Source organism: Enterococcus sp. ZJ1622, assembly GCF_011038845.1.
Lineage (GTDB): Bacteria > Bacillota > Bacilli > Lactobacillales > Enterococcaceae > Enterococcus_B.
The window spans coordinates 51,827-75,249 of record NZ_JAAKDW010000007.1; the positions used below are offsets into that span (position 1 = coordinate 51,827).

Annotated in this window: 21 protein-coding genes and 2 pseudogenes; all 23 read left to right on the forward strand. The window is 41.7% G+C overall.

Annotation, left to right across the window (positions count from 1 at the left end; translation table 11 throughout):
• The first annotated feature begins 3 nt into the window (after window positions 1-3).
• The 23 genes and pseudogenes from G7Y42_RS08165 to glpK all read left to right on the forward strand — a co-directional run bounded on the left by G7Y42_RS08165 (window position 4) and on the right by glpK (window position 23,420).
• A pseudogene (locus tag G7Y42_RS08165) lies at window positions 4-1,089 on the forward strand (acyltransferase).
• Window positions 1,090-1,114: 25 nt separating this feature from the next.
• On the forward strand, window positions 1,115-1,993 hold the full coding sequence (mdcB, locus tag G7Y42_RS08170) for a triphosphoribosyl-dephospho-CoA synthase MdcB (protein ID WP_165005668.1): 879 nt from the start codon (window positions 1,115-1,117) through the stop codon (window positions 1,991-1,993).
• A 104-nt stretch (window positions 1,994-2,097) separates the two neighbouring features.
• Window positions 2,098-2,857, forward strand: a pseudogene (locus G7Y42_RS08175) (TIM44-like domain-containing protein).
• 238 nt (window positions 2,858-3,095) lie between these two features.
• Window positions 3,096-5,189, forward strand: a complete 2,094-nt coding sequence (locus G7Y42_RS08180) for a PTS sugar transporter subunit IIA (RefSeq protein ID WP_165005669.1) — start codon at window positions 3,096-3,098, stop codon at window positions 5,187-5,189.
• Window positions 5,190-5,213: 24 nt separating this feature from the next.
• Entirely contained in the window at window positions 5,214-5,516 is a 303-nt protein-coding gene (locus tag G7Y42_RS08185) for a PTS sugar transporter subunit IIB (protein WP_165005670.1), read from the forward strand.
• Window positions 5,517-5,541: 25 nt separating this feature from the next.
• A complete protein-coding gene (locus tag G7Y42_RS08190) occupies window positions 5,542-6,831 on the forward strand; it encodes a PTS sugar transporter subunit IIC (protein WP_165005671.1) in 1,290 nt (429 codons plus the stop codon).
• Window positions 6,832-6,849: 18 nt separating this feature from the next.
• Complete coding sequence (locus G7Y42_RS08195; protein ID WP_165005672.1) at window positions 6,850-7,254, forward strand: tetratricopeptide repeat protein; 405 nt, start codon at window positions 6,850-6,852, stop codon at window positions 7,252-7,254.
• Window positions 7,255-7,276: 22 nt separating this feature from the next.
• Entirely contained in the window at window positions 7,277-8,146 is an 870-nt protein-coding gene (locus tag G7Y42_RS08200) for a class II fructose-bisphosphate aldolase (protein ID WP_165005673.1), read from the forward strand.
• Between the two features lies 1 nt (window position 8,147).
• Window positions 8,148-8,768 carry an AAA family ATPase gene (locus tag G7Y42_RS08205; RefSeq protein ID WP_165005674.1) on the forward strand — a complete coding sequence of 207 codons (621 nt, stop codon included), beginning with the start codon at window positions 8,148-8,150 and terminating at the stop codon, window positions 8,766-8,768.
• Window positions 8,769-9,113: 345 nt separating this feature from the next.
• Window positions 9,114-9,719 carry an NUDIX hydrolase gene (locus G7Y42_RS08210; protein ID WP_165005675.1) on the forward strand — a complete coding sequence of 202 codons (606 nt, stop codon included), beginning with the start codon at window positions 9,114-9,116 and terminating at the stop codon, window positions 9,717-9,719.
• Between the two features lie 133 nt (window positions 9,720-9,852).
• Entirely contained in the window at window positions 9,853-10,305 is a 453-nt protein-coding gene (locus G7Y42_RS08215) for a MarR family transcriptional regulator (protein ID WP_165005676.1), read from the forward strand.
• Window positions 10,306-10,342: 37 nt separating this feature from the next.
• On the forward strand, window positions 10,343-10,840 hold the full coding sequence (locus tag G7Y42_RS08220) for an N-acetyltransferase (RefSeq protein WP_206215454.1): 498 nt from the start codon (window positions 10,343-10,345) through the stop codon (window positions 10,838-10,840).
• Between the two features lie 18 nt (window positions 10,841-10,858).
• Window positions 10,859-11,569: a phenylalanine--tRNA ligase beta subunit-related protein gene (locus G7Y42_RS08225; RefSeq protein WP_165005678.1), complete on the forward strand. Its 711-nt coding sequence runs from the start codon at window positions 10,859-10,861 to the stop codon at window positions 11,567-11,569.
• A 195-nt stretch (window positions 11,570-11,764) separates the two neighbouring features.
• On the forward strand, window positions 11,765-12,130 hold the full coding sequence (locus G7Y42_RS08230; RefSeq protein ID WP_165005679.1) for a VOC family protein: 366 nt from the start codon (window positions 11,765-11,767) through the stop codon (window positions 12,128-12,130).
• A gap of 29 nt (window positions 12,131-12,159) precedes the next feature.
• Window positions 12,160-12,375: a hypothetical protein gene (locus G7Y42_RS08235; RefSeq protein ID WP_165005680.1), complete on the forward strand. Its 216-nt coding sequence runs from the start codon at window positions 12,160-12,162 to the stop codon at window positions 12,373-12,375.
• Window positions 12,376-12,650: 275 nt separating this feature from the next.
• Entirely contained in the window at window positions 12,651-13,961 is a 1,311-nt protein-coding gene (locus G7Y42_RS08240) for an NCS2 family permease (RefSeq protein ID WP_165005681.1), read from the forward strand.
• A gap of 260 nt (window positions 13,962-14,221) precedes the next feature.
• A complete protein-coding gene (locus G7Y42_RS08245) occupies window positions 14,222-15,853 on the forward strand; it encodes an alpha-glucosidase (protein ID WP_165005682.1) in 1,632 nt (543 codons plus the stop codon).
• A 301-nt stretch (window positions 15,854-16,154) separates the two neighbouring features.
• Window positions 16,155-16,589: a winged helix-turn-helix transcriptional regulator gene (locus G7Y42_RS08250; protein WP_165005683.1), complete on the forward strand. Its 435-nt coding sequence runs from the start codon at window positions 16,155-16,157 to the stop codon at window positions 16,587-16,589.
• A gap of 87 nt (window positions 16,590-16,676) precedes the next feature.
• Window positions 16,677-17,783, forward strand: a complete 1,107-nt coding sequence (locus G7Y42_RS08255; protein ID WP_165005684.1) for an NADH-dependent flavin oxidoreductase — start codon at window positions 16,677-16,679, stop codon at window positions 17,781-17,783.
• Between the two features lie 16 nt (window positions 17,784-17,799).
• Window positions 17,800-18,483, forward strand: a complete 684-nt coding sequence (locus G7Y42_RS08260; protein ID WP_165005685.1) for a type 1 glutamine amidotransferase domain-containing protein — start codon at window positions 17,800-17,802, stop codon at window positions 18,481-18,483.
• A gap of 532 nt (window positions 18,484-19,015) precedes the next feature.
• Window positions 19,016-20,338: an FAD-dependent oxidoreductase gene (locus tag G7Y42_RS08265; RefSeq protein WP_165005686.1), complete on the forward strand. Its 1,323-nt coding sequence runs from the start codon at window positions 19,016-19,018 to the stop codon at window positions 20,336-20,338.
• Entirely contained in the window at window positions 20,328-21,788 is a 1,461-nt protein-coding gene (locus tag G7Y42_RS08270; protein ID WP_165005687.1) for a helix-turn-helix domain-containing protein, read from the forward strand. Before G7Y42_RS08265 ends, G7Y42_RS08270 begins: the two co-directional genes overlap by 11 nt.
• Before the next feature lie 135 nt (window positions 21,789-21,923).
• Window positions 21,924-23,420, forward strand: coding sequence for a glycerol kinase GlpK (glpK, locus tag G7Y42_RS08275; RefSeq protein ID WP_165005688.1), 1,497 nt, complete (start codon window positions 21,924-21,926; stop codon window positions 23,418-23,420).
• Window positions 23,421-23,423 lie beyond the last annotated feature (3 nt).

The following is a 23,423-nucleotide window of genomic DNA, read 5'->3' on the forward strand; positions in this document are numbered from 1 at the left end:
GAGATGTTTGAAAATAAGAAAATCAAAATCAATGTAAGCGATTTCCAAAAAGTATCCGCTGTTACTGCTGTGATGATGCAGACGATCTTGAGTTTTGCCTTGGCCAATTGCCATAATGAAACAACAGCAGCTTTCATAGGCACGTTTTATGTGTTCGTCAAATATACGGCACCAATGTTTATTTTTGCAATTGTTTATAATATGGTAAAAACGAGTCAGCACTTATCTTATTGGGAATTTTTGAAAGAAAAATTTTTTGAATTAGTCGTACCGTATCTTTTATGGACGACTGCTTATCTATGGCTGTTCCCTGCGGTCCAGCAGCAGACGCCTTATACAGACGTTGCCAGTTTCTTATTGAAATATGTCACAGGAGATGGCGCACCTCATTTATGGTATACCGTTATGATGCTCCAGATCCAGTTGTTCATGCCGTTTTTCGTCTGGTTAGGTTATAAAGTATTCGCGAATAAAAAGAATGCGTGGCCTGTCCTTATAGTCTAAACGGCGTTATATGTCGTGTGGTATCTTTTCTATGACACACAGATCCTTTCCGGACCACATCATGACAGCTGGTATTTATTCGACCGGTTTGTCGCAAGTTTTATTATTTACGGGATTTACGGTGTGGCAGCCTTTGTCTATCATGAAAAAGTCTATCGAGTGTTGGAACATGTAAGGTATCTTTTCCTGCCGGTAGGCTTGATCATCGGGCTGCTTTCTGTCCGTTCACTGCTTGCATTTCCTGGAGATTTGAATTTTGGCAATGCGCCATATTTGAATACGATCCAAAGCTTGTATAGTTTAGTGATCATCTTCGCTGTCTTCATGGGCGCTTCTAAGATGATCGTGAATGATTCGCCTAAACTGCCATTGTTCAAATGGCTAGCTGTTTATGCTTACCGTACGTATTTAGCAAACGTATTTGTCTTCCAAGTGATCCTATTGTTATTCAAAGATACTTTGCTGAAATTGCCTTCAGGTATCATGATCCTTCTAGCATATCTCGCCACTGCAAGCTGTGCATTTGCACTGAGCTGGCTGCTGCATATCATCTGGTCTGCAGTAAAAAAAGGCTTCAGCAAATAAAATAATCGAAAGAGGAGTGAGTGTCATGGAAAATGACGAACGAAAAAAAGCAATGACCCGACAGCTAGCTAGTTTGGTGGAGGAAGCATTGATCGCAGAGGTTACTTTGAGTCCGAAGCCCGGGTTAGTCGACGCGTTAGATACGGGTGCACATTCGGATATGGATGTTGCTTTGTTTCTTAAGTCTGCCAGGACGCTGACTCCTTTTTTCGAAAAAATGGCACAAGCAGCATGGCTGCATCCTATCGATCAGAACCTGAGAGAAGCGATCGCTGAAATCGGGCGTGAAGCAGAACACGCGATGTTGACTGCGACGAATGGAGTGAATACCCATAAAGGTGCGATCTGGGCGATGGGCTTATTGATCAGTGTCACTGCTCAAAAGATCAGTGACGAACAATCTTTTTCTGTAACGGAAGTCCTAGAAGATGTCAGTAAACTCGCTGCTTTTCCAGATACGAAATACCGTGCCAAGAAAGCGACACACGGTCATAAGGTAAAGAAAAAATACGGTGTGAATGGCGCATATGAAGAAGCAGTGTTAGGTTATCCTCACATCAAGCTTGCGCTCGAAGCTACTAAAAAACTGAAAACAGATAGTCCAGTCCAAAAACAGCTGCATATCCTGTTAGTCTTGATGAGTTCTTTAGACGACACCTGTGTATTGCATCGAAGTGATCAGGAAACATTGATCGAGATGCAAACACTAGCGCATGCAGCAAGTCGCAGTATGCTGCCGAATAGAGATTTCACGAAGCTGCTGGACTTTTGTCAGTCAAAACAAATCTCTCCAGGAGGAAGTGCTGATCTTTTATCAGCCAGTCTATTCCTGCTGGAAGTAGAGAAATTCTGGATAGCAGATGCTCGCATTTCCCCAATCTTGCTCCATGAGCAAAACAGATAGCAAAGCCCAGTAAAAAACAGTTGATACATCTGCCTATTGACTCCTCTTACTAGCAAGTCTATGATTAAACTAGTTTTTTGTAATAAAAGATAACGAGGAAGACGATGAAAAAAATCAATTGTTTGGCAGTTGTTCTGCTATTAGGTCTATGTTTATTTGCTTTGCCAGTCCAAGGATTTGCAGTCGCAGGCGGACACGGAGGAGGTTCCTCAAGTGGCCGAAGTTCCGGTGGCGGTTCATTTGGCGGACGAAGCTCGTTTGGTGGTCGTAGTTCATTTGGCAGTCGTTCTTATGGTGGATATTATGGTCCAAGTACGGGAACTTCTAGCTATGAGGAAACGGGTTTTCTTGCATTAGCTGTTTTGTCATTAGGAGGTGTTTCTGCATTTTCTATCGTCAAGAATAAAAGACAAAAGAAAAGGCTGAAAGCTGAGATATTGTCCCACATGTCAGGAACGGCTAAAGAAAAGAAAGCGCAGTTTCTAGAAATCCAAAAGACATTCACGAAGATCCAAACTGCTTGGGAAGAAGAAGCTCCTGAGAAAGCTAGAAGCTGTTATACGGAGAAGCTGTTTGCTGAACATCAGAAAGTCCTGCAAAAAAAACAAAGCAGACGGTGTAAGGAACCACACGAAAAAAATAACCGTCCAAGAATTAGGGAATTATCGGCAGATCCGTGAAAATAGTTTTTCGATCCGGATCGACTTCAGTTGCTATGATTATCTAGTTGACCGGAAAGATGGACGACTGATCTCAGGGAGTAAGAAGCAGCGACAGTATTTTTCTCAGATATGGTATTTTGATTATGAGGAAGCAGAAAAAACATGGAAAGCGGATTTCATCCAACCGCTTTCGCTGGATTGACAGGGAAATTTATGAACATCGAAGTAAGGGTTATTACTTGCTTCGATGTTTTTTTGTAAAGTTGAGCAAATTTTTTGTAATAATAGGCGTATGTCTTTTTCGTTGAGGAGATGGAGAAGCATATGGCTTATTTTTTTGTTTGCTCTGCTTACTTTCTTTCCACTTCAAGTGGCAGAAACATCTACTTTTTATTTTGTAAGCGGAACCATATACTTGGAATCAGAAGGAGATCATTTCTATGAAAACAAGAACGATTGAAATACTTCACAGAATCTTGACAGCCCAATATCCGATAAAAGCGGAACATCTAGCATCTGAATTCAATGTCAGTCAGCGGACGATCCGTAATGAAGTTCTTGAAGCGAACATCTGGCTGAGCAGTAAACAGCTTCCGGAAATCCGTACGATTCGCAATAAAGGTTTTTTGTTGAAGCTGGAGGCTGACAAGCAAGTTCGATTAGAAACTGAAATAAAAGATGTGAAAGACGGATTTTTGAATCGGCGCGAACGCATTTTTGATTTAGTTTTAGCCATTGCTTACAGCCGGAGCCCGATCCACCTAAACAGAAAAGAAGAAGAATTCCAAATCTCTAAAAGTACATTAGATGAAGATATGAGACGTTTACGGGCAACGCTGGTCAGTTATGGGATCGAGATCGTCAGTTATGGAAAGCAAGGACTGGTCTATAAAGGTCCAGAACGGTCTATCCGTACGATGATCTATGATTTTATCAATCAGAATCTGGGGATGACCGACTTCTTTATGGACCAAGATTCGCAATCAACACCAGCTCAAAAAATCTTTCTCCATTATTTTTCTTTGGCGGAAATCAAAAAAATAGAGGAGATCTATTCCGAGAAGTTATCGAAACAAGAGGATGAGATGTATAAAAAGCAAATCCTGCTTTTTACATTGATCTGGGTCCAGCGAATCAGGAAGCATGAATTTATCTCTGCGATCAATTGGAAAAATACAGAAATAAAAGACAGCAGCTTTTCTGCATTTATGGATCTCATGATCGAGGGATTTCAATTGGCTAATGTCCCGCAAGTAGAAAGAAATTACCTTCGTTTCACTATCGAGACGTTCAATGCTAGAGATATCTCCAATTCGATCGAGTGGGTACAAGCTCAATTGCTAACGATCCAATTGATCCAATCTGTAGAGAACGAGACACGCATCCCTTTCAATCTAAAAGAAGAAGCTTTATTCGAAAATCTCTATAAACACATGGCTGCTCTGATCGTAAGGATCAAGAACGATATCCAAGTCATGAATCCATTGAAAGAAAATATCCGAACGAATTATTTTTCGATCTACCGCGCCGTCACTCATTTTGTTCCTACGATTGAAGAAGTGATTGGTGGCAAGATGCTTGAGGACGAGATAGCTTTTCTTGTCATCCACTTTTCGACGATCGCCAGTGTGATCAAGCGAGACTTGAATTATGTTTATCAATCAGTCGTTGTCTGCAATCACGGTATGGCTACCGGGAATCTGTTAGCAGAAAACCTGAAAGAAAAATTTCCTCAGATCGAGATTGTTGCAGTTTTAAGTTCAAAAGAAATCGATTTGGTGGATAAACTGGATGTCGATCTAGTTTTCAGCACCTTTCAATTGAATTACCGAAATAAACCGCTTTTAGTTGTCGATCCGATTTTGACTGAGACGAATGTCTTGGTTATAGAAGACTTCTTGAAAAGAAATGAAGGACTACAGCGTTTAGAGCCTAACAGTCATGAATCGACGGAGTTGTTCACTCAAATAATAGCCGTCATGGAAGAAAGTGGTGGCCGAGTGGATCGCATCATCTATGGCAAGTTGGAAAAACTATTCGAAACAAACAATTTAGAAATCAACAAAAGGGAGATCCAGCCTATGTTAAAAGATATTTTGACGGACAGCAATATTATGATCAAAGAAAAAGCCATTACTTGGGAGGAATCGATCGAACTAGCTGCTAAACCATTGGTCAAAGAAAACATTGTCGAAGAACGCTATGTCGAAGCGATGATCCGCGCAGTGAATGAATATGGTCCATATATCGTGATTGGCAAACACATGGCGCTAGCCCATGCTCGACCAGAAGATGGGGTCAATAAGTTAGGAGTCAGCGTAGCTACGATCGAACGACCAATCGATTTTGGTAATCCTGAAATGGATCCAGTAAAGATTATTTTTTGTCTGGCGGCAGTAGATTCCTACTCGCATCTGAATATCATGAAAGAACTGATCGAACTGATCAACAACGAAGAGAAGTTGGATCGATTGTCCGAATGCACGAATGTCGAAGATTTCAAACAACTGCTTTTTTCAGCAGGTGAGAAATAATAAATGATACGGGGGAGAACAAAGATGAACAAATTGAACATTTTATTCGTATGCGGTGCAGGTTTAGGAAGCAGTTTTGCAGCACAGATGTCTGCTGAGGATGTGTTGAACAAATTAGGGGTAGAAGCCAAACTGGACCATTGTGATATTTCTTCTGCAGTTTCCATGAAACCAGATGTGATCATCACAGCAGAAAATTTTCGTTCGCAGTTCGAAAAATTCACAGTCGATCCAAAAACGGCGATGATCTATTTGAAAAATATTGTCTCGAAAAATGAAATTGAAGAAAAAATCACCCCAGTTCTACAAGATAAAGGAGTTATCTAAATAAAAAAGAAAAGAGGGTAAAAAGATGGGCGTTATCAATTTTATCATCGAAAATATTTTGACTCAGGCATCGATCACCATTGCACTGATTGCTATGTTGGGTCTACTTTTGCAGAAGAAAACAGCAGGACAAGTCATCTCTGGCACGTTAAAGACACTCCTAGGATTCCAAGTATTGAGCGCTGGTTCGAGCATCATCGTTGGAAGCTTGACTTATTTCGGGAAAATTTTTACTGAAGGATTCCATATGCAAGGGATCATCCCTTCTATTGAGTCCATCAATGGCCAAGCGATGAATGATTTAGGCTTAGGCAGAGATATCGCACTAACGTTCTTAGCCATTTTTATATTCAATATCATTCTAGCTCGTTTCACAAAATGGAAGTACATTTTTCTGACCGGTCAAGCAATTTTATGGATGGCCACGATGACGACAGTCTTCGGCTATTTTGCCGGGCTGCGAGGCATCGTATTGATCTTGGTCGGTGGTTTTGTCGGCGCTTGTTTCGCGATTGCTATGCCGGCAGTAGCGCAACCGATCATTCGTAAGATCACAGGATCGAATGATATTGCTTTAGGTCATTTTTGTACGATCGGATATTTATTTGAAGCAGGTGTTGCTAAGATTTTTGGCGAGAAAGGTGAAAACAAAAAATCGATCGAAGATATCAAATTGCCGACACATTTCGAGTTTTTGCAAGATACTTATTTGTCCGTCATGGTAGTGATGGTCCCGCTATATATCATCACTGTTTTATTTGCAGGTGAGCCATTCGCTTCTGAATTATCTGGAGATCAAAACTATATCATGTTTGCCTTTTTACAAGCGATCCAATTCGTAGTAGGTGTGTATGTATTGTTAGCCGGCGTACGGTTGCTATTGGGAGAGATCGTGCCCGCATTTCGAGGGATAGCGATGAAATTAGTTCCTGATGCGATTCCTGCCTTAGATTGTCCAGTTTTCTTTCCTTATAGCCCCAATGCTGTCATTTTAGGGTTCATCACGACAACGATCGGTACGATCATTGCCATGTTCACTTTGCCGATGTTCGGTTTGGCGATGATCTTACCAGGTATGCTAACGAATTTCTTTGCCGGAGGAACAGCAGGGATATTTGGCAATGCAGTTGGCGGACGTCGAGGAGCGATCATTGGCGGTGTCGCTCATGGGTTCTTTATCACATTATTGCCTGCTTTGCTAGTAACGATCTTCAATTCCATGGGATTCATCAATGCTACAGCAACTGATGTAGACACAGTAGCTGCCGCGCTCTTATATGCATGGATCTTGAGCCCAATTTTGAAAGCATTCTAATTGAAAGTAGGGAAAACGATGTTTGGATTTTTTAAGAAAAAAGAAAATGAACCGAAAAAAGGACTGGTGGAAGAAAAAGTACTCTCGCCAGAAGCAACCGAAAAGATTCGATCAGAGATCACACATTTGAATCAAGAGATTTCAACTACCCAAGATAAGGACAGACTAGCGAAACTTTATGAACAGGCTGGACTTAAATTTTCTGAATTATATGAGAACGACCAGGCGATCCGATGCTTAGAAAAAAGTCTGGAAAATAAACAGACGATCGGAGATGGATATAAAAAACTTATGAGCCTTTATAACCGAAAACGTGCGGATGCTGCTCGTGCTGGGGATGATCAAGGTATCGATTACTACATGGTCAAAATGGATGAGATGCGGCAAATCGCAAAGCAAGTAACGATCAAAGGAAATAAATAAAAAGATAAGGTGGCAATGAAAGATGTATACAACACTGAAAGAAGTAACAAAAACAGCGGAAGAATTGAATTTTACAGTCGGAGCTTTTAATACGCATAACTTAGAGATGCTTCCGGCCATGTTAGGCGCAGCAAAAGAAATGGGTTCGCCAATCATTATCCAAACAAGTGTCGATACCGCTAAATATATCGGCATGCATGTGTTAGTCAATGTAATGACAGCTATTGCAGAAGAAGAGATGGTCGATGCAGTCTTGCACTTAGACCATGCTCGCGATTTTGATGATATCAAAGAAGCAATCGACAGCGGATATACTTCTGTCATGTATGACGGCTCTCATCTTCCTTTCAAAGAAAATATCTTGAAGACAAAAGCAGTTGTAGAATATGCCCATGCACACGGTGTTTCCGTAGAAGGAGAACTTGGAACGATTGGCGGTACAGAAGAGGGGATCCATGTCGCTGAGAATGACAAAGTCTATACAAGACCGGAAGATGCAGTGGAATTCGTAGAAGCTACAGGGGTAGATGCATTAGCTATTGCCATTGGTACGAATCATGGACAATTCAAGTCAAAAACAGAAGTGAACATCCCTTTGCTGAAAGAAATCGATGCAGTAGTCGATGTACCCCTAGTCATCCATGGCGGGACAGGTGTGAAAGAAGAAGATTATCCTGAATTGATCAATAATGGGATCCGTAAATTCAATGTTGGAACGGAGCTTCTAGTCAACTGGACAAAAGTGGCTAAAGGAACCTTCAGCGAAACAGAAATCAACAAGTCTCTTCGCCATAATGTGATTCCAGCAAATGAAGCAGTAAAAGAAATCGTCAAACATAAGATCGGTCTATTCATGAACTTGGAAAGTCCGATCAATTTAGGAAACAGATGAAATGAAAAAGTATTTCATTCTCCTAGCTGGTAGCCCCGGTACAGGAAAAACGTATCTTATGAATGAACTGAAAGAACGATTTCCAGATATGTATTCGATCACACTCGATGAAATCAAGGAATACTATGCAGAATCCATCGGTTTTGACAACTTGGAAGAACGGGCGGAACAAGAAAGGACAAAAGTCTATCCTTTCTATTACAAAGCTCTCGATTTGTACATGGAAGCAGGAAAGAAAGTGATCGTGTCCGAATATCCTTTTAGTGATAAGCAAAAATCTCGACTCCAAGAACTAGCAGAAAAATACGGATATCAGGTGATCACGATTCGCCTGACAGCAGACTTTGAAGTGTTATGGCAACGCCGATACAAACGTGATCGTGAGCCCGATCGTCATTTGAGCTATATCATGGATCATTATCATTATGGTGACGTATTGGAAGATCGAACGAAAGGGACGAACCATATTACGAAAGAAGCATTCAAAAAGATCATCACTGACCGAAAATATGACGAATTCCAGTTAGGGACACTATATGAATTCGATGTAACAGACTATACTCAAGTCGACTACACTCCGCTATTGGATCAATTAGAAAAAGAAATCAATGATAATAAATAACGAAGAAACGATTTAGTATGGATAATTAATAGAGACACTCGGAGGTTGTGAGCCTGCCGTTTAACTCTGAGGCACAAGGAACAATTTCAAAAAACAGCCTCTCATGTTTGATGAATATTGTGACTTGTGCCCGAGGAGTTGGCAGGAGAACACCGTTTATTCGGAAAAAGGAACTGCGACAAGACTTTTGACCTAGCCTCAGAAGAGCCGAGTGTCTTTTTGTTCTAGGATATTTTTAACATTCTTTTATTTATTGCAGATCTCCTTACGTTTATTTGCCGTAATTAGGACAGTCTTCTATACTTGATTACATAGTCATACATTTGCTGAAAAGAAGGGGAGAGAATGGATAATAAGCTGGCGCAATATAAAAGACTACTCGCACTTTCTCAAGCTGGTCTGTATTATGGAAAAGATGTGTTTGATAAAGAACGTTTTGAGGAGATCCGGACGATCGCATTGGAATTGATCAGTGAAATAGGAAAAGAAACTTTTGAAGAGATACAAGCGCTCACAGCAGTTGAAGAAGGTCATCCAACGCCAAAAGTAGACGTCCGTGCCTATATCAAAAAAGACGACAAGATCCTACTGATCGAAGACAAACGGACGAAAGAATGGTCCCTGCCAGGCGGATTTGCCGAAATAGGATTGTCCCCTGAAGAAAACGTGCGTAAAGAAGTCTATGAAGAAACAGGATTAACAGTAGGATCTACTCATCTACGAGCGGTTTTTGACACGAACAAGCAAAAAGATATCCCACAGCTTTTCCAGTATTATAAACTTGTATTTGCTTGTACGATCCACGATGGAGATGCCAAGTTTATTGAGAACAATGAAAATTCCGATATGGGGTTTTTTAGTATAGAAGAATTGCCAAAGCTATCAGAAAAGCGAACGACAAAGAAGCAGTTGCTTATCTTAGGAAACGAAGACCAGATCTATTGCGATTGAGTTTTTCGTAATGGGAGAAAGCGGGATACTTTGCGAATCATCAAAAAAGAACTCGTTTTTTTATCGAAAAATAGTTGCATTTGCAACAAAAATAAGTAAACTAAAGATAAGAATGATATGAAGGAGGGAAGAAATGGCCGAAATTCTCCGTGAGATCGGTATGATTGCACGCGCGCTAGACTCCATCAGCAATATCGAGTTCAAAGAAGTAGACCTTACCAGAGGACAATATCTCTATCTTGTACGGATTTGTGAGAACCCAGGCATCATCCAAGAAAAACTGGCAGAAATGATCAAAGTCGATCGAACGACAACGGCACGTGCCATCAAGAAACTAGAAACGAATGGATTCATCGAACGATTAGCAGATGCTGAGAATAAAAAGATCAAAAAGCTTTATCCAACGGCAAAAGGTTCTGAAGTATATCCATTTATCATCCGTGAGAACAACTATTCCAACCAGACAGCACTGAAAGGACTCACTGAAAAGGAAGCCGAACAGCTGGAGATACTGCTGAAGCGAGTGAGAGAAAATGTCAGTGAGGACTGGAACTTTGTAAAAAAGGGCAGCAAAAGAAATTACTGAAAGGAACGTATCTGTGATAGAAATCAAAAGCAGAAAGATGACACTTGAAGATGTGGACTTACTGCAACGGATCAGTATAGAGACATTTACTGATACGTTCGGCAAGGACAATACGCCGGAACAGCTGGAAGATTACCTTTCCCAAGCCTATAGCCGAACACAATTGACGCAGGAACTGCAGGAGATCCATACAGAATTTATTTTGGTAACAGTGGCTGGTGAACCAGCCGGCTATTTGAAATTGAACACAGAAGAAGCGCAATCGGAAGAGATGGGTCATTCCTTTCTAGAAATCGAGCGAATCTATGTCCGAAAGTCATTCAAACATCAAAGAATCGGTACATGGCTACTGGAATTAGCGTTCAAAAAAGCAAGAGCAAAGAAAAAGTCCGCTGTATGGCTAGGTGTATGGGAGCATAATCAGCCTGCGCAGGCTTTTTATAAGAAACACGGGTTCATCTTCCATAGTCAGCATATTTTTTATGTGGGAGACGATCCACAAACCGATTATATACTTGTCAAAAAAATCAACTAATTATTGAGGTGCATAGCTATGAAAAAAGTAATTGTCGATCCGAATTTTTGGGAACTGTTCCCTGAAGCAACGATTGAACTATTGGCCGTAGAAGGAATCGATAACCATGTCGATAGTGAAAAAGAAGAATCCTATCATCAACTGCTCAATCAAGCAGCAAAAGAAGCAAGAAGTTATCTGACCGAAGAACCTTTCAGCCAGAACGAAGTGATTGCCCAATGGCGCCAGGCGTTTACGTTGTTCAAAACAAAAAAAGGCGCACGTTCGTCGATCGAAGCATTGCTGAAAAGGGCCAACCAGGAACGTGAATTTTTCCCGATCAATCCGCTTGTCGATATCTATAACAGTATTTCACTGCGCTTTGGAGTACCATGTGGTGGTGAAGATATCGAAAAGATCGAAGGAGACCTTCACTTGGGCAAAGCAAAAGGCGGGGAGACATTTTTACCGCTTGGTGCAGAATCCGATGCGCCTGCTTTACCAGAAGAAATCATTTATTATGATGAAAAAGGAGCCATCTGCCGTTGCCTCAATTGGAGAGAAGCACAACGGACGATGCTGACCGAAGAAACTGGGAAAGCCGTACTAGTCATCGAATCGATCAATAAAGAACAAGCCGAACGTGGCGCTCAAGCAATCCATGCATTGAAAGAACTGATCGATCAGACATTCGGTGTGACTAGTGTCAGACATACATTGACCAAAGATGAGACAGAAACAGAATTATAAAAAACGATCGAAAAAGGAATGACAGTCTTCTCTGCCGTTCCTTTTTTTTGAAAAAATCTGAGTGATTATGTCAAGTACAGGAATTGTGTTTATTTTACTTGAATAGTATCAAATACAAGTTGTTCACGCTTTCGTGGTATAATCAGATCAGTGAATATAACTGAAAGAAATTGAAACAGAAAGAAGGGACAGCTGATGATCCAAAAAACACGAGTGATGCTTTATGTCGATGATGTGGAATTGATCTGCCAGTTTTTTGTTGAGAAGATCGGTGCGACACTCACAGAAACGATCGAGTTGCCGGAAGAATTCCAAAGTGTCGTCGTAACGATTTCCAAAGAGCTCGAATTAGGGATATTCCCAAAAGTATTCATCCAAAAATTCTCTCCGGAAGTATTAGGGCCACCGCCTTCACTTGTCTTTTTTACGGATCAGTTCGAGGAAATCTATGAGAATATGGAGGAGCCGGGAGAAATCATGGAAAACAATGGCGTACTGACCTTCAATTTTTCTGACCCGGAAGGAAATTATTTTGTTATCGGGAAATCTGAAAGCAGCTGAACGGGCGCAAGCCAAAGGAGGATAAGACAATGAATCTGATGGGAAAGCTGGAAGTCTATCTGAAGCACAGGCGTTCAAAAAGAAGCGAGAAGCTGAGAATAAGAAATCTAAAGTCAGGGAAAAAGAACCAAAAAGGCTGGGGAAACATGGTGGACACAGGATTTGGCGGACTGAACAAAATGAATCATGTGGATACGAAGGGATTTATCAAAGAAGAGCAAAAGCGTGTGAGTAAGGATAATTGAAACGACATGAAGTTGATTTTTAGTGAAAAAGGCAAATCGAATCAGGAGGATTTGTCTTTTTTGTTTTACTTTTGATAACTCATCAGAAAAATGAATGTTCACCAGAAAGTTCTTGAAGTGTAATCAGAAGAGTTAATGTTCGGGTTTTGCTGAAAATTCGAATTTTTTGTTTACTTATGTTATGTTTTAGTATATGATAGAACACGTTGTTTTATTGATAAATCGAAATTTTAACGAACTTTTTTTATAATGTTCGGGTTTTAGGGGGATGGAAGATGAAGGAAAAGATACTTTCCTACTTCGAGATAGAAAAATTAAACACAACGGTGAAACGAGAAATATTAGCAGGATTTACCACATTCATTTCAATGGCGTATATCTTGTTCGTCAATCCGACAGTTCTAGGGGCTTCTGGCATGGATGAAGGAGCTGTTTTTACCGCTACAGCTCTTGCTAGTGCGATCGGCTGTATCTTGATGGGGGTTTTAGCTCGCTATCCGATCGGAACAGCGCCTGCGTTAGGGATCAATGCGTTCTTTGCTTATTCTGTCTGTTTAGGAATGGGTGTGCCTTGGGAAACAGCTTTAGCAGGGGTGTTCGTTGCTTCACTGATCTTTATTCTGATCACGATTTTCAAATTACGTGAAATGATCATCGATGCGATTCCATCAGATCTGAAATATGCGATTTCCGGCGGGATCGGGTTGTTTATTGCCTTTCTTGGATTGAGCGAAGGCGGGATCATCGTTTCGAATGAATCGACATTAGTTGGTTTGGGTTCATTGAACGTGGGAACGACTTGGCTGACGATTTTTGGTTTGGCGATCACAGCGATCTTACTGGTTCGCCGTATTCCCGGAGGTATTTTTATCGGGATGGCAGCAACGACGATTCTTGGGCTGATCACTGGACTGATCCCGATGCCTTCTCAAATCGTTGCGGCAGCACCTAGCTTGAAACCGACTTTCCTAGTTGCGCTGAAACATGTAGGGGATATCAATTCCTTACAGATGTGGGTAGTTGTTTTGACGTTCCTACTAGTAACGTTCTTTGATACAGCTGGTACTTTAGTTGGTCTTGCAAACCAGGCAGGATTCATGAGAGATAACAAGATGCCGCGGGTCGGTAAAGCCTTAGCGTCTGATTCGACAGCGATGCTGGCTGGATCATTGCTTGGTACTTCTCCAGTCGGTGCATTTGTCGAATCTTCTGCTGGTATCGCAGTTGGCGGACGTTCAGGGATCACAGCAGTCACAACAGGGATTTTCTTCTTGCTTGGCCTGTTCTTTTCCCCATTATTGTCGGTCGTTACTTCACAAGTGACAGCACCTGCTTTGATCATGGTCGGGGTTTTGATGGCACAATCCTTGCGTCAAATCGAATGGGGAAAACTGGAAATCGCGATCCCTTCATTCTTGATCCTGATCGGTATGCCATTGACTTACAGTATCTCTGACGGTATCGCTTTAGGATTCATTTTCTATCCGATCACGATGTTAGCAGCCAAACGAGGCAAAGAAGTCTCACCAATCATGTATGGGTTGTTCTTCGTATTTATCGGATTCATGTGGATACTGAACGTATAGTGAAATAATGAAGAAGTACTAGATGAAGCGAAGACAGCTTGATCTAGTACTTTTTTTGACCATTCGATTTTGTTAACGGTAACAGAAATGAACTGTTTTTCCAAAAAAACGCATCAAAACAGGAAATAGAGCATTTCAGTCAGTTACCAAGCATCAAATCCCCTGTTTACTCTTAAGGTTGAAAGCGTTACAATTTCTGGGAATAGTTATGGATGACAGCAGTTTTTCATCATAAAACAAGTACAGACAGGAGGAAGAAAATGGCACATAAGACACATAATTGGTGGCATCATTCAGTGGTCTATCAAGTCTATCCGAGAAGTTTCCAAGATACGAACAACGATGGGGTCGGCGACTTGCAGGGGGTTATTTCGAGATTGGATTATCTTGAGTATTTAGGGATCGATGCCATCTGGCTTTCGCCGGTTTACCGATCGCCAAACGATGACAACGGATATGATATCAGTGACTATCAGGCGATCATGGCAGAATTCGGTACGATGGCAGACATGGAAGAGCTGATCTCAGAAGCAAAAAAAAGAGATATCCGTATCATCATGGATCTGGTGGTGAATCATACTTCCGATGAACACCCGTGGTTTGTTGAGGCACGCAAAAGCAAAGAGAATCCTTACCGCGAGTATTATATTTGGTGTGATCCTGTCAATGGCGAAGAACCAAATGCATTACGCTCGATATTCAGCGGTTCTGCTTGGCAATTCGATGCGCAGACAGGCCAATACTTTTTGCATTTATACAGTAAAAGGCAGCCAGATTTGAACTGGGAAAATGAACAAGTCCGCCATGCGATCTATCAGATGATGAATTTCTGGATCGGAAAAGGTATCGGCGGGTTCAGGATGGATGTCATCGATATGATCGGAAAAGTCCCAGACAGAGAAATAACTGGAAATGGTCCCAAACTGCATGAGTATCTGCAGGAAATGAACCGTGAAACGTTTGGTGGGAAAGATCTGATGACTGTGGGGGAAACATGGGGAGCGACTACTGAGAGTGCAAAACTTTATTCCGATCCTAAAAGAAAGGAACTATCGATGGTTTTCCAATTTGAACATGTGGGATTGGATCAGCAAGACGGCAAAGACAAGTGGGATCTGAAACCGTTGAGTATACCCGAATTGAAAACTGTACTTTCTAAATGGCAGACTTCTTTAGGTGATGAGGGTTGGAATAGTTTGTTTTGGAATAACCATGATCTGCCACGAATCGTCTCACGTTGGGGAAATGACAAAGAATATCGGATAGAAAGTGCCAAGATGTTTGCTATCTTGCTTCATTTGATGAAAGGGACACCATATATTTACCAAGGGGAAGAATTGGGCATGACGAATTATCCCATCAGCGATATCACAGAAGCAAACGATATCGAAACGATCAATATGTATCATGAGCGGATAGCATCAGGTTACTCAAAAGAAGAAGTACTGCGATCCATCAACGCCAAAGGAAGAGATAATGCCAGAACGCCTATGCAATGGGACGAGACGCGATATGCCGGATTCTCTAACGTTGAACCTTGGCTTTCTGTGAATCCGAATCACAAGGAAATCAATGCAAAACAAGCATTGTCAGATAAACGATCGATTTTTTATACGTACAAACAATTGATCTCTTTGCGTAAAAACAATGACATCGTCGTCTGGGGAGAGTATCAGCTGCTGGAAGATACGCCAGATGAAGTGTTTGCTTATTCTCGCACGTATCAAGAACAGGAGTGGCTCATTATCTGCAATCTGTCTGAAACAAAGCAGCAGATCACTGTTCCACGTGAAGCTTTATCCGTCATTCTCTCAAATTACGAATTGCCAGAGAGACCGAGTGGACATGTGGAGTTGCGGCCTTACGAGGCATTCGCCCTGGAGATGAAATAAATAATAGCTGTTTGACAGAAACAGTGAGTCAGTCGAACAGAAACACGTGAAAAATCAGCAACGAAAGAAGTGCAGCAGGTTTTGCTGTACTTTTTTGTTTTAAAGTGGAACGATGACCCTGATAAATAGTGTTCAAAAGCTTGCATCTGCGGTAATAAGCCCAACCAAACGAAAAATATGGAGAACTATTTTCCATTTTTCTTCTCTAATGCTCAGGTCAAAGCACTACTTTCACAACCTCTTGTTTTTTGACAAATCATAAAAATCATACTATGATATGTACGCTGATGGAGGGGATAAAATGGAAAAGCCGATCGAAAAAGCCTTAGATGAATGTCTTTTCTTTAGTGTGAAAAAGCTGGATCGCATGCTGAACAAATTAGCGGATGAAGCGTTCAGAAAAACTGGGCTTGCACCGACTTATGGATTCATCTTATTGATCTTAAAAGAAAAAGACGGCATCCCACAAAAGGACATTGCCCAAATGCTTTATTCAGCACCGTCAACGATCGCCCGTTTTGTAGAAAAGCTCGAAAACAAAGGATACGTCAAAACAGTCAATGAAGGACGATTATCTCTGGTCTATCTTACTGAACAAGGGCATTCATTCTCAAAAGAAGTTGACGGAAGCTGGGAAGAACTGCATCAGGCATACAATGCTGCTTTAGGAAGTGCAGCAAGTGAACAGTTAGCAAAATCAATGAACGAAGCAACCGATAAACTGAAAAAGAAATAAAAAAATTTTTTAAGCAATATAGTTGCATGTACACCTAACTAAATGATTTAATAAAAAACGAAGTAAGAGTGATATGGAGGAATGACAATGACACAGTTCAACGAACAGATAACTTTATCGTCTGGCACAACATTAAAAAATCGGTTGATGCTCTCACCTATGACGACACAATTGAGCTTTTACAACGGTGTGATCACAGAGGATGAAATCACCTATTATGCGCAACGAGCAAAAGGATTAGGCGCAGTCATCACTGGCGCAGCGAATGTCCAAGATATCGGTAAAGGCTGGCCGGGAGAACTCAGCATCGCACATGATGAAATGATCCCTCGTTTAAGTGAATTGGCTAAAGCGATCCAAGGAGAAGGTGCAAAGGCGATCGTACAAATTTTCCACGGTGGCCGTATGACGAGTCGGGCAACTTTGTCAGGAGAACAGCCTGTTTCTGCAAGTGCAGTCGCTGCGGAGCGTCCAGATGCTGAAACACCTCGAGAATTAAGTGAAGAGGAGATCTTGGAAACAATCCAAGCATTTGGCGATGCAACACGCAGAGCGATCGAAGCCGGATTTGACGGAGTCGAGCTGCATGGAGCGAATACGTATCTGATCCAGCAATTCTTTTCCCCACACTCTAATCGACGGGAAGACCGTTGGGGTGGTAGTCTGGAAAATCGCTATCGCTTTATCGATGAATTGTTGAAATCTGTCTTTTCAGCGGTCGATACCTATGCGAAGAAACCATTCATCGTTGGCTACCGTTTTTCTCCTGAAGAATTTGAAACTCCTGGGATCCGTTTTGAAGATACCATCTGGCTTTTAGAACAGCTACGTGAAACAAAACTGGATTATCTGCATGTATCTTTAAATACGTATGACCGCATCGCTCGCTCTGAACGTTATAGTGATAAAACGATTCTTGAATATGTACATGACACGCTCCAAGGGAAAATTCCTCTGGTAGGTGTTGGCAGCATCAGAAACCGCAACGATGTTTCACGTGTACTGGCACATGCAGAATTCGCTGCAGTTGGTCAACAGATGATTGTCGATCCTGAATGGGCAGTCAAACTAGCTGAAAATCGCGATGAGGAATTTGTAGTCAAACCGTTTGAAAAAGCGTATCAGGAGCTTTATTTACCTAGTCCGTTATATAATTTCTTAAAAGCACGGTATCAAACAACACCTAATGTATAGGAAAGAAGATGGAAAAATGAAAGTATTGATCGTATTAACGAATGTAGAAAAATATGCGAACATCGATCGTCCTACTGGATTGTGGCTTAGCGAGCTGACACACTTTTATGACGTACTGGCAAAAAACGGCATCGAAGCAGATTTCGTCAGCCCAAATGGCGGCTATATTCCATTAGAACCTCAAAGCATCTTGAATATGGATGAAATCGACTGGACCTACTATAAAGACGAAGATTTCCGTAATCGCGCACTGGGCAATACCTTGCGACCTGATGAAGTAAAAGCAGAAGACTATGACGCTATCTATTATGCAGGTGGTCATGGAACGATGTGGGATTTCCCGGAAGCTGAGGATCTAGGAACGATTGCTTCTGCGATTTATCGAAACGACGGATTGGTCACTGCTGTTTGTCACGGGGTGGTTGGTCTGCTTCCGGTTGTAGATGAAGCTGGTCGTCCCCTTTTAGCTGGTCGGACAGTAACGGGATTCAGCAATGAAGAAGAAGCCGCAAATGGTACGACAAACGAAGTGCCATTTTTGGCAGAAGATGCGTTGAGAGAAAAAGGAGCAGATTATCAGTCAGGAGCAGCTTTTGCAGAAATCGTTCGCGTCGATGGTCGCTTGCTCACTGGACAAAACCCGCAATCTGCCCATCAACTAGGCGAAGCGGTTGTCAAAGCATTACGCACGAATTCGTAACGAACTGTAACACCATTACATTCACACACATGCTTATCTCGATGGATCATCTATACTTTACATGAAGTATTGGTATAGATGGATCGTCGAAGATAAGCTTTTTTTATTTCAAAGAGTACATATTTTGAAACATGATACGATAAATGATACCCTTCAAGTATAGAGGTTGTGACAGAAGTGGGCAGCTTCAAGAAATAAGAAGGAATTTACGAAAATTGCTTCTTAAATTTTTGTGAAATTCCGGCTTATTTTCGAAGAAGCTACTTCTGGAACACCGTTTATGAGGTTGTGAGTCTGCCGTTTAACTCTGAGGCACAAGGAACGATTTCAAAAAACAGCTTCTCATGTTTTATGTATATTGTGACTTGTGCCCGAGGAGTTGGAAGGAGAACACCGTGAATCAGAGGTTGTGAAAAAGCTGCTCTGCATCAAGCAGTAAGAACGGTCAGAAAAGCAATTTTTCACATGTTTAGAATATTGAGGGGTTTTCGAGATTGGCACTGGCACATTCGTCAAAGAAAGAGGAATTCAAATGAAGATCGTAATCGTCGGCGGATCGTTCGCAGGTATCCATACGGCAATGTTACTACGAAGATATTGTTCGGACAGCGAGATCATTTTGATCGAAAAGCAAAATGAAATCGGTTATATCCCGAGCGGTTTCAGTCTGTTTCTACAGCATAAGATCACAGACAAAGAACAGCTGTGCTGGATGACGAAAGAAGAACTAGCAAAGGAATATCATATCGAAGTCTATACTGGTGTGACCGTCACTGGAATCAAAGGGAAAAAAATCATGTTGGCAAGTACGAAGGATCATGAGGACAATGAGAACAGAGAAACAATGCAATTCGATCGCTTAGTCATAGCGACCGGTTCAAGCCAGAGTTTCCCGGAACTGTCTCTTTCTGAACTTGATCAGATTTATTCAGTCAAAGCCTCAAGTGAAATGGCAAACCTGCAGCAAAAAATCGAAACTGCCAAAAAAATAGCTATTATCGGAGCTGGCCAAGTAGGCTTGGACATAGCAGAAGCAGTAATAACTGCTGGAAAAGAAGTCCATCTTTATGAAAGTCGCCGCTCACTTTTGTTTCGTTACTTTGATGCGGAAATGACTGAAGATTTAGCAAAAGAGATGGAAAAACGAGGGGTCCATTTATTTTTGAAGGAACAAGTTCAAGTGCTGACAGAACAAAATGAAGCGTTTCTAGAAACAGAAAAGCGAAAAGAAGCGTACGACCTCATCTTACTTGCCAATCACACACGACCGGATAATCGCATCTGGAAAGAACAGCTGAGATTGAATGATGACGGGACGATTTGGGTCGATGATTATTTGCAGACCTCTCAAGAAGATGTCTATGCGATCGGAGATGCGATCCAAGTCACTTTTCGACCAACGCTAGAAAAAATGTTTGTTTCCTTAGTCAACAATGCGATACGGACAGCTCAAGCAGTAAGTAAAACGATCAGCGGTTTTCCAACGAAAGATGTCGGGACCTATCGCCCTGTTGGCAATCAGTGGTTTGGTTATTATTTAGGAAGTGTCGGACTCACAGAAGGCGAAAGTATTTTTTACCCTGGAAAAATCGAGATCCATGAAATAGAATGCCCTGTATCAGCAGTCAGTCGAAAAACAGTCAAGCTCAAACTATTGTGTGACACGCACCAGCATTTGATCGGTGCTCAGCTTCAAAGCAAGTCATCCATCTTCCATCTGCTCGATCTGCTGACCATTGCGGTAGAGCATCAGTGGACACTGGCACAGCTAGAGGAGCAGGAGCTATTCTTCCAGCCAGAATATCGTGTGCCCAAGCTGTGGACAAAGGTGGCGGATTCTGCCAATGAAAATTGAAGAACTATTAGAGAAAAAAGAGCAGCTTCAGTTTGTTATTTTGAGAACACTGGTGATGGAAGGCGGGACACTGCCGATCCCTGAGTTAAGAGACAGAAGCGGCCTCTCAAAGTCCGCTTTTGATCAGTATCTAGAGGATATCGAATCGATCGGAAGTCGAATGAAACAAACAGTGGCAGTAAGAAGAAATGAGTATCAGGCTGTTTTGGAATTAGGCGATGATATCAGCTTGGATCAAGTTCTTTTGTTTTTGCTGCAAGAAAGTGTGAAATTCAATCTACTGATTTTTTTATTAGAACACCAGCAAGCATCGATCATCCGATTAGCGACCGCGTTCAATCTTAGCGAGTCCTCAGTTTTTCGGAAAATCAAAGAGTTGAATCAGCTGTTGAAAGAATTCGGACTGCAGATCAAAAATGGGCAGCTGCATGGTGAGGAGCTTCAGATCCGCTATTTTTATTATGAATTGTTTCAATTCATTCCCGAAGAGCAGCGACCGCTGTATCTGCAAGAAACGCCAGAAAAAAGACCGCTTTTCTTGGGATTGGAGCGTGCACTGGAAACCGTTTTTTCTTCGATCAGTATGTCTAGGCTGTCCTGTTGGTTAGGGATCACTAAGAAACGATTGTTATGTGAAAAAAGCACGTTTGCTTCGTTGAAAGACAAGAAAATGCTCTATCAGACGGATCGTTTATATCAAACAATCGATCCAGTCTTGGTGATGTATCTCAGTCGGACGGCAGCTCAGCTGAATGTTTATGAGACATTGATGTTTTACAGCTTCTTTGTATCTTTTTCGATCATGGATGAAGAAACATTCTATCAGTACGATCTGACTCGCAGTAAAAAACTCCCTACTGCAGTTCTTGACACATACATTCGAGAGACTATGTTGTGGCACTATCGCCCAAGACGATTGAAGATCGAGGAAGAAAAAGCAGTGGGCTATCAATTGGCTCAAATCGACAATGAATGGTATTTCTTTTATGGAAAAGTGGAACGATATGATCGAGGGAATCTTTTAAGAAAACAAAAGCAGATGTTAGGGCGCTCGTTGAGCCGTTTGCTGGATCAACTAAAAGAAACGGCGAGAAGGCAGCTTCCTTCAAAAGCAACAGATGAACGATCTTTCAATGAACTGATGCTTCGTTACGCTAGTGTTTTGATGATGATCGACTTTTATATCGCAAAGCCAGTAGTAATCGGGATCGATTTGAATACATTACCGATTTATCGTGTCGCTTTCCAGCAATTTTTGATCGGCGAATTAAAAGGGATCAGCGGGATTGAACTCGAGAATTATGAAGAAGGCAAGGATTATGACCTTGTTATTACGCTGAATCCACGAAATCAACACGTAAATACGTATTATTTATCTGAATTCGCGTCTAGCTATGACATTGCGCGATTGAAAAAAAGAATCGAAGCCTATAAAAAAGAAAAGAATTAAAGCTCCTTTTATCAAAAAATAGAAAAACTGTCAAAAAAAAGAAAAATCAAAAAAAATTTGGCAGTTTCTTTTTTTGAAAACGGAGTATGATAAGACTATCAAAGAAAGCGTTTGCAGATAATGGAGGGAAACAGTATGACAGAATCAACTTATATCATGGCAATCGACCAAGGTACGACAAGCTCACGAGCAATCATCTTTGACAAGCAGGGAAGACATATCGGAAGCTCACAAAAAGAGTTCACGCAGTATTTCCCGCAAGAAGGCTGGGTAGAGCATGATGCGAATGAGATCTGGAATTCCGTTCAGTCAGTGATCGCCGGTGCCTTTATCGAATCTGGGATCAAACCAAATCAAATCGCCGGTATCGGTATCACTAACCAGCGGGAAACAACGGTCATCTGGGAAAAAGATACAGGTCGTCCAATCTATCATGCCGTCGTGTGGCAATCACGACAATCGGCAGGAATCGCAGATAATCTGAAAAACGAAGGCTATCAGGAATTCTTTCATGAAAAAACAGGATTAGTGATCGATGCTTATTTCTCTGCTACCAAGATTCGCTGGATCTTGGATCATGTGGAAGGTGCGCAGGAACGCGCAGAAAAAGGAGAACTGCTTTTCGGAACGATCGATTCCTGGCTTGTCTGGAAATTGACAGATGGCCAAGCACATGTCACTGATTATTCCAACGCCAGCCGTACGATGCTTTTCAATATCCATCAGATGGACTGGGATCAGGAGATTTTAGATCTATTGAATATCCCGCGGGTGATGCTGCCGAAAGCAACGTCAAATTCAGAAGTATACGGCTATACGCAAGGCTATCATTTCTACGGAAGCGAAGCGCCGATCTCAGGTATGGCAGGAGACCAGCAGGCGGCTTTGTTCGGACAAATGGCTTTTGAACCTGGGATGGTCAAGAACACTTACGGCACAGGTTCCTTTATCGTGATGAACACAGGAGAGAAACCGCAATTATCAAAAAATAATTTATTGACGACGATTGGCTACGGTATAAATGGAAAGGTTTACTATGCACTTGAAGGAAGTATCTTCGTTGCCGGTTCCTCGATCCAATGGCTGAGAGATGGACTGCAGATGCTGCAAAAAGCTAGTGATTCAGAAGAGGCAGCAAAACGTTCCACGAATGATGATGAAGTCTATGTCGTACCTGCATTTGTCGGATTAGGCGCACCTTATTGGGATCAGGCAGCACGAGGCGCCATGTTCGGACTGACACGTGGGACTACGAAAGAAGATATCATCAAAGCAACCTTGCAATCGATCGCTTATCAAGTCCGAGATATCATCGACACGATGCAAGACGATACGGGAATCAAGATACCTGTACTGAAAGTCGATGGTGGGGCAGCAAATAACGAATATCTGATGCAGTTCCAGACAGATATCTTGAATGTACCGATCCAGCGAGCAGAAAATCTGGAAACAACTGCTCTAGGTGCTGCATTCCTAGCAGGACTTGCAGTCGGGTATTGGAAAGATACAGATGAGATCCGAGAGTTTTACGAAGCAGGGAAATTATTTGAAGTCCAAATGGAAGAAGAACAACGAGAAAAACTGTACAATGGCTGGAAAAAAGCTGTGACAGCAACACGCGCATTCGAGTAAAGG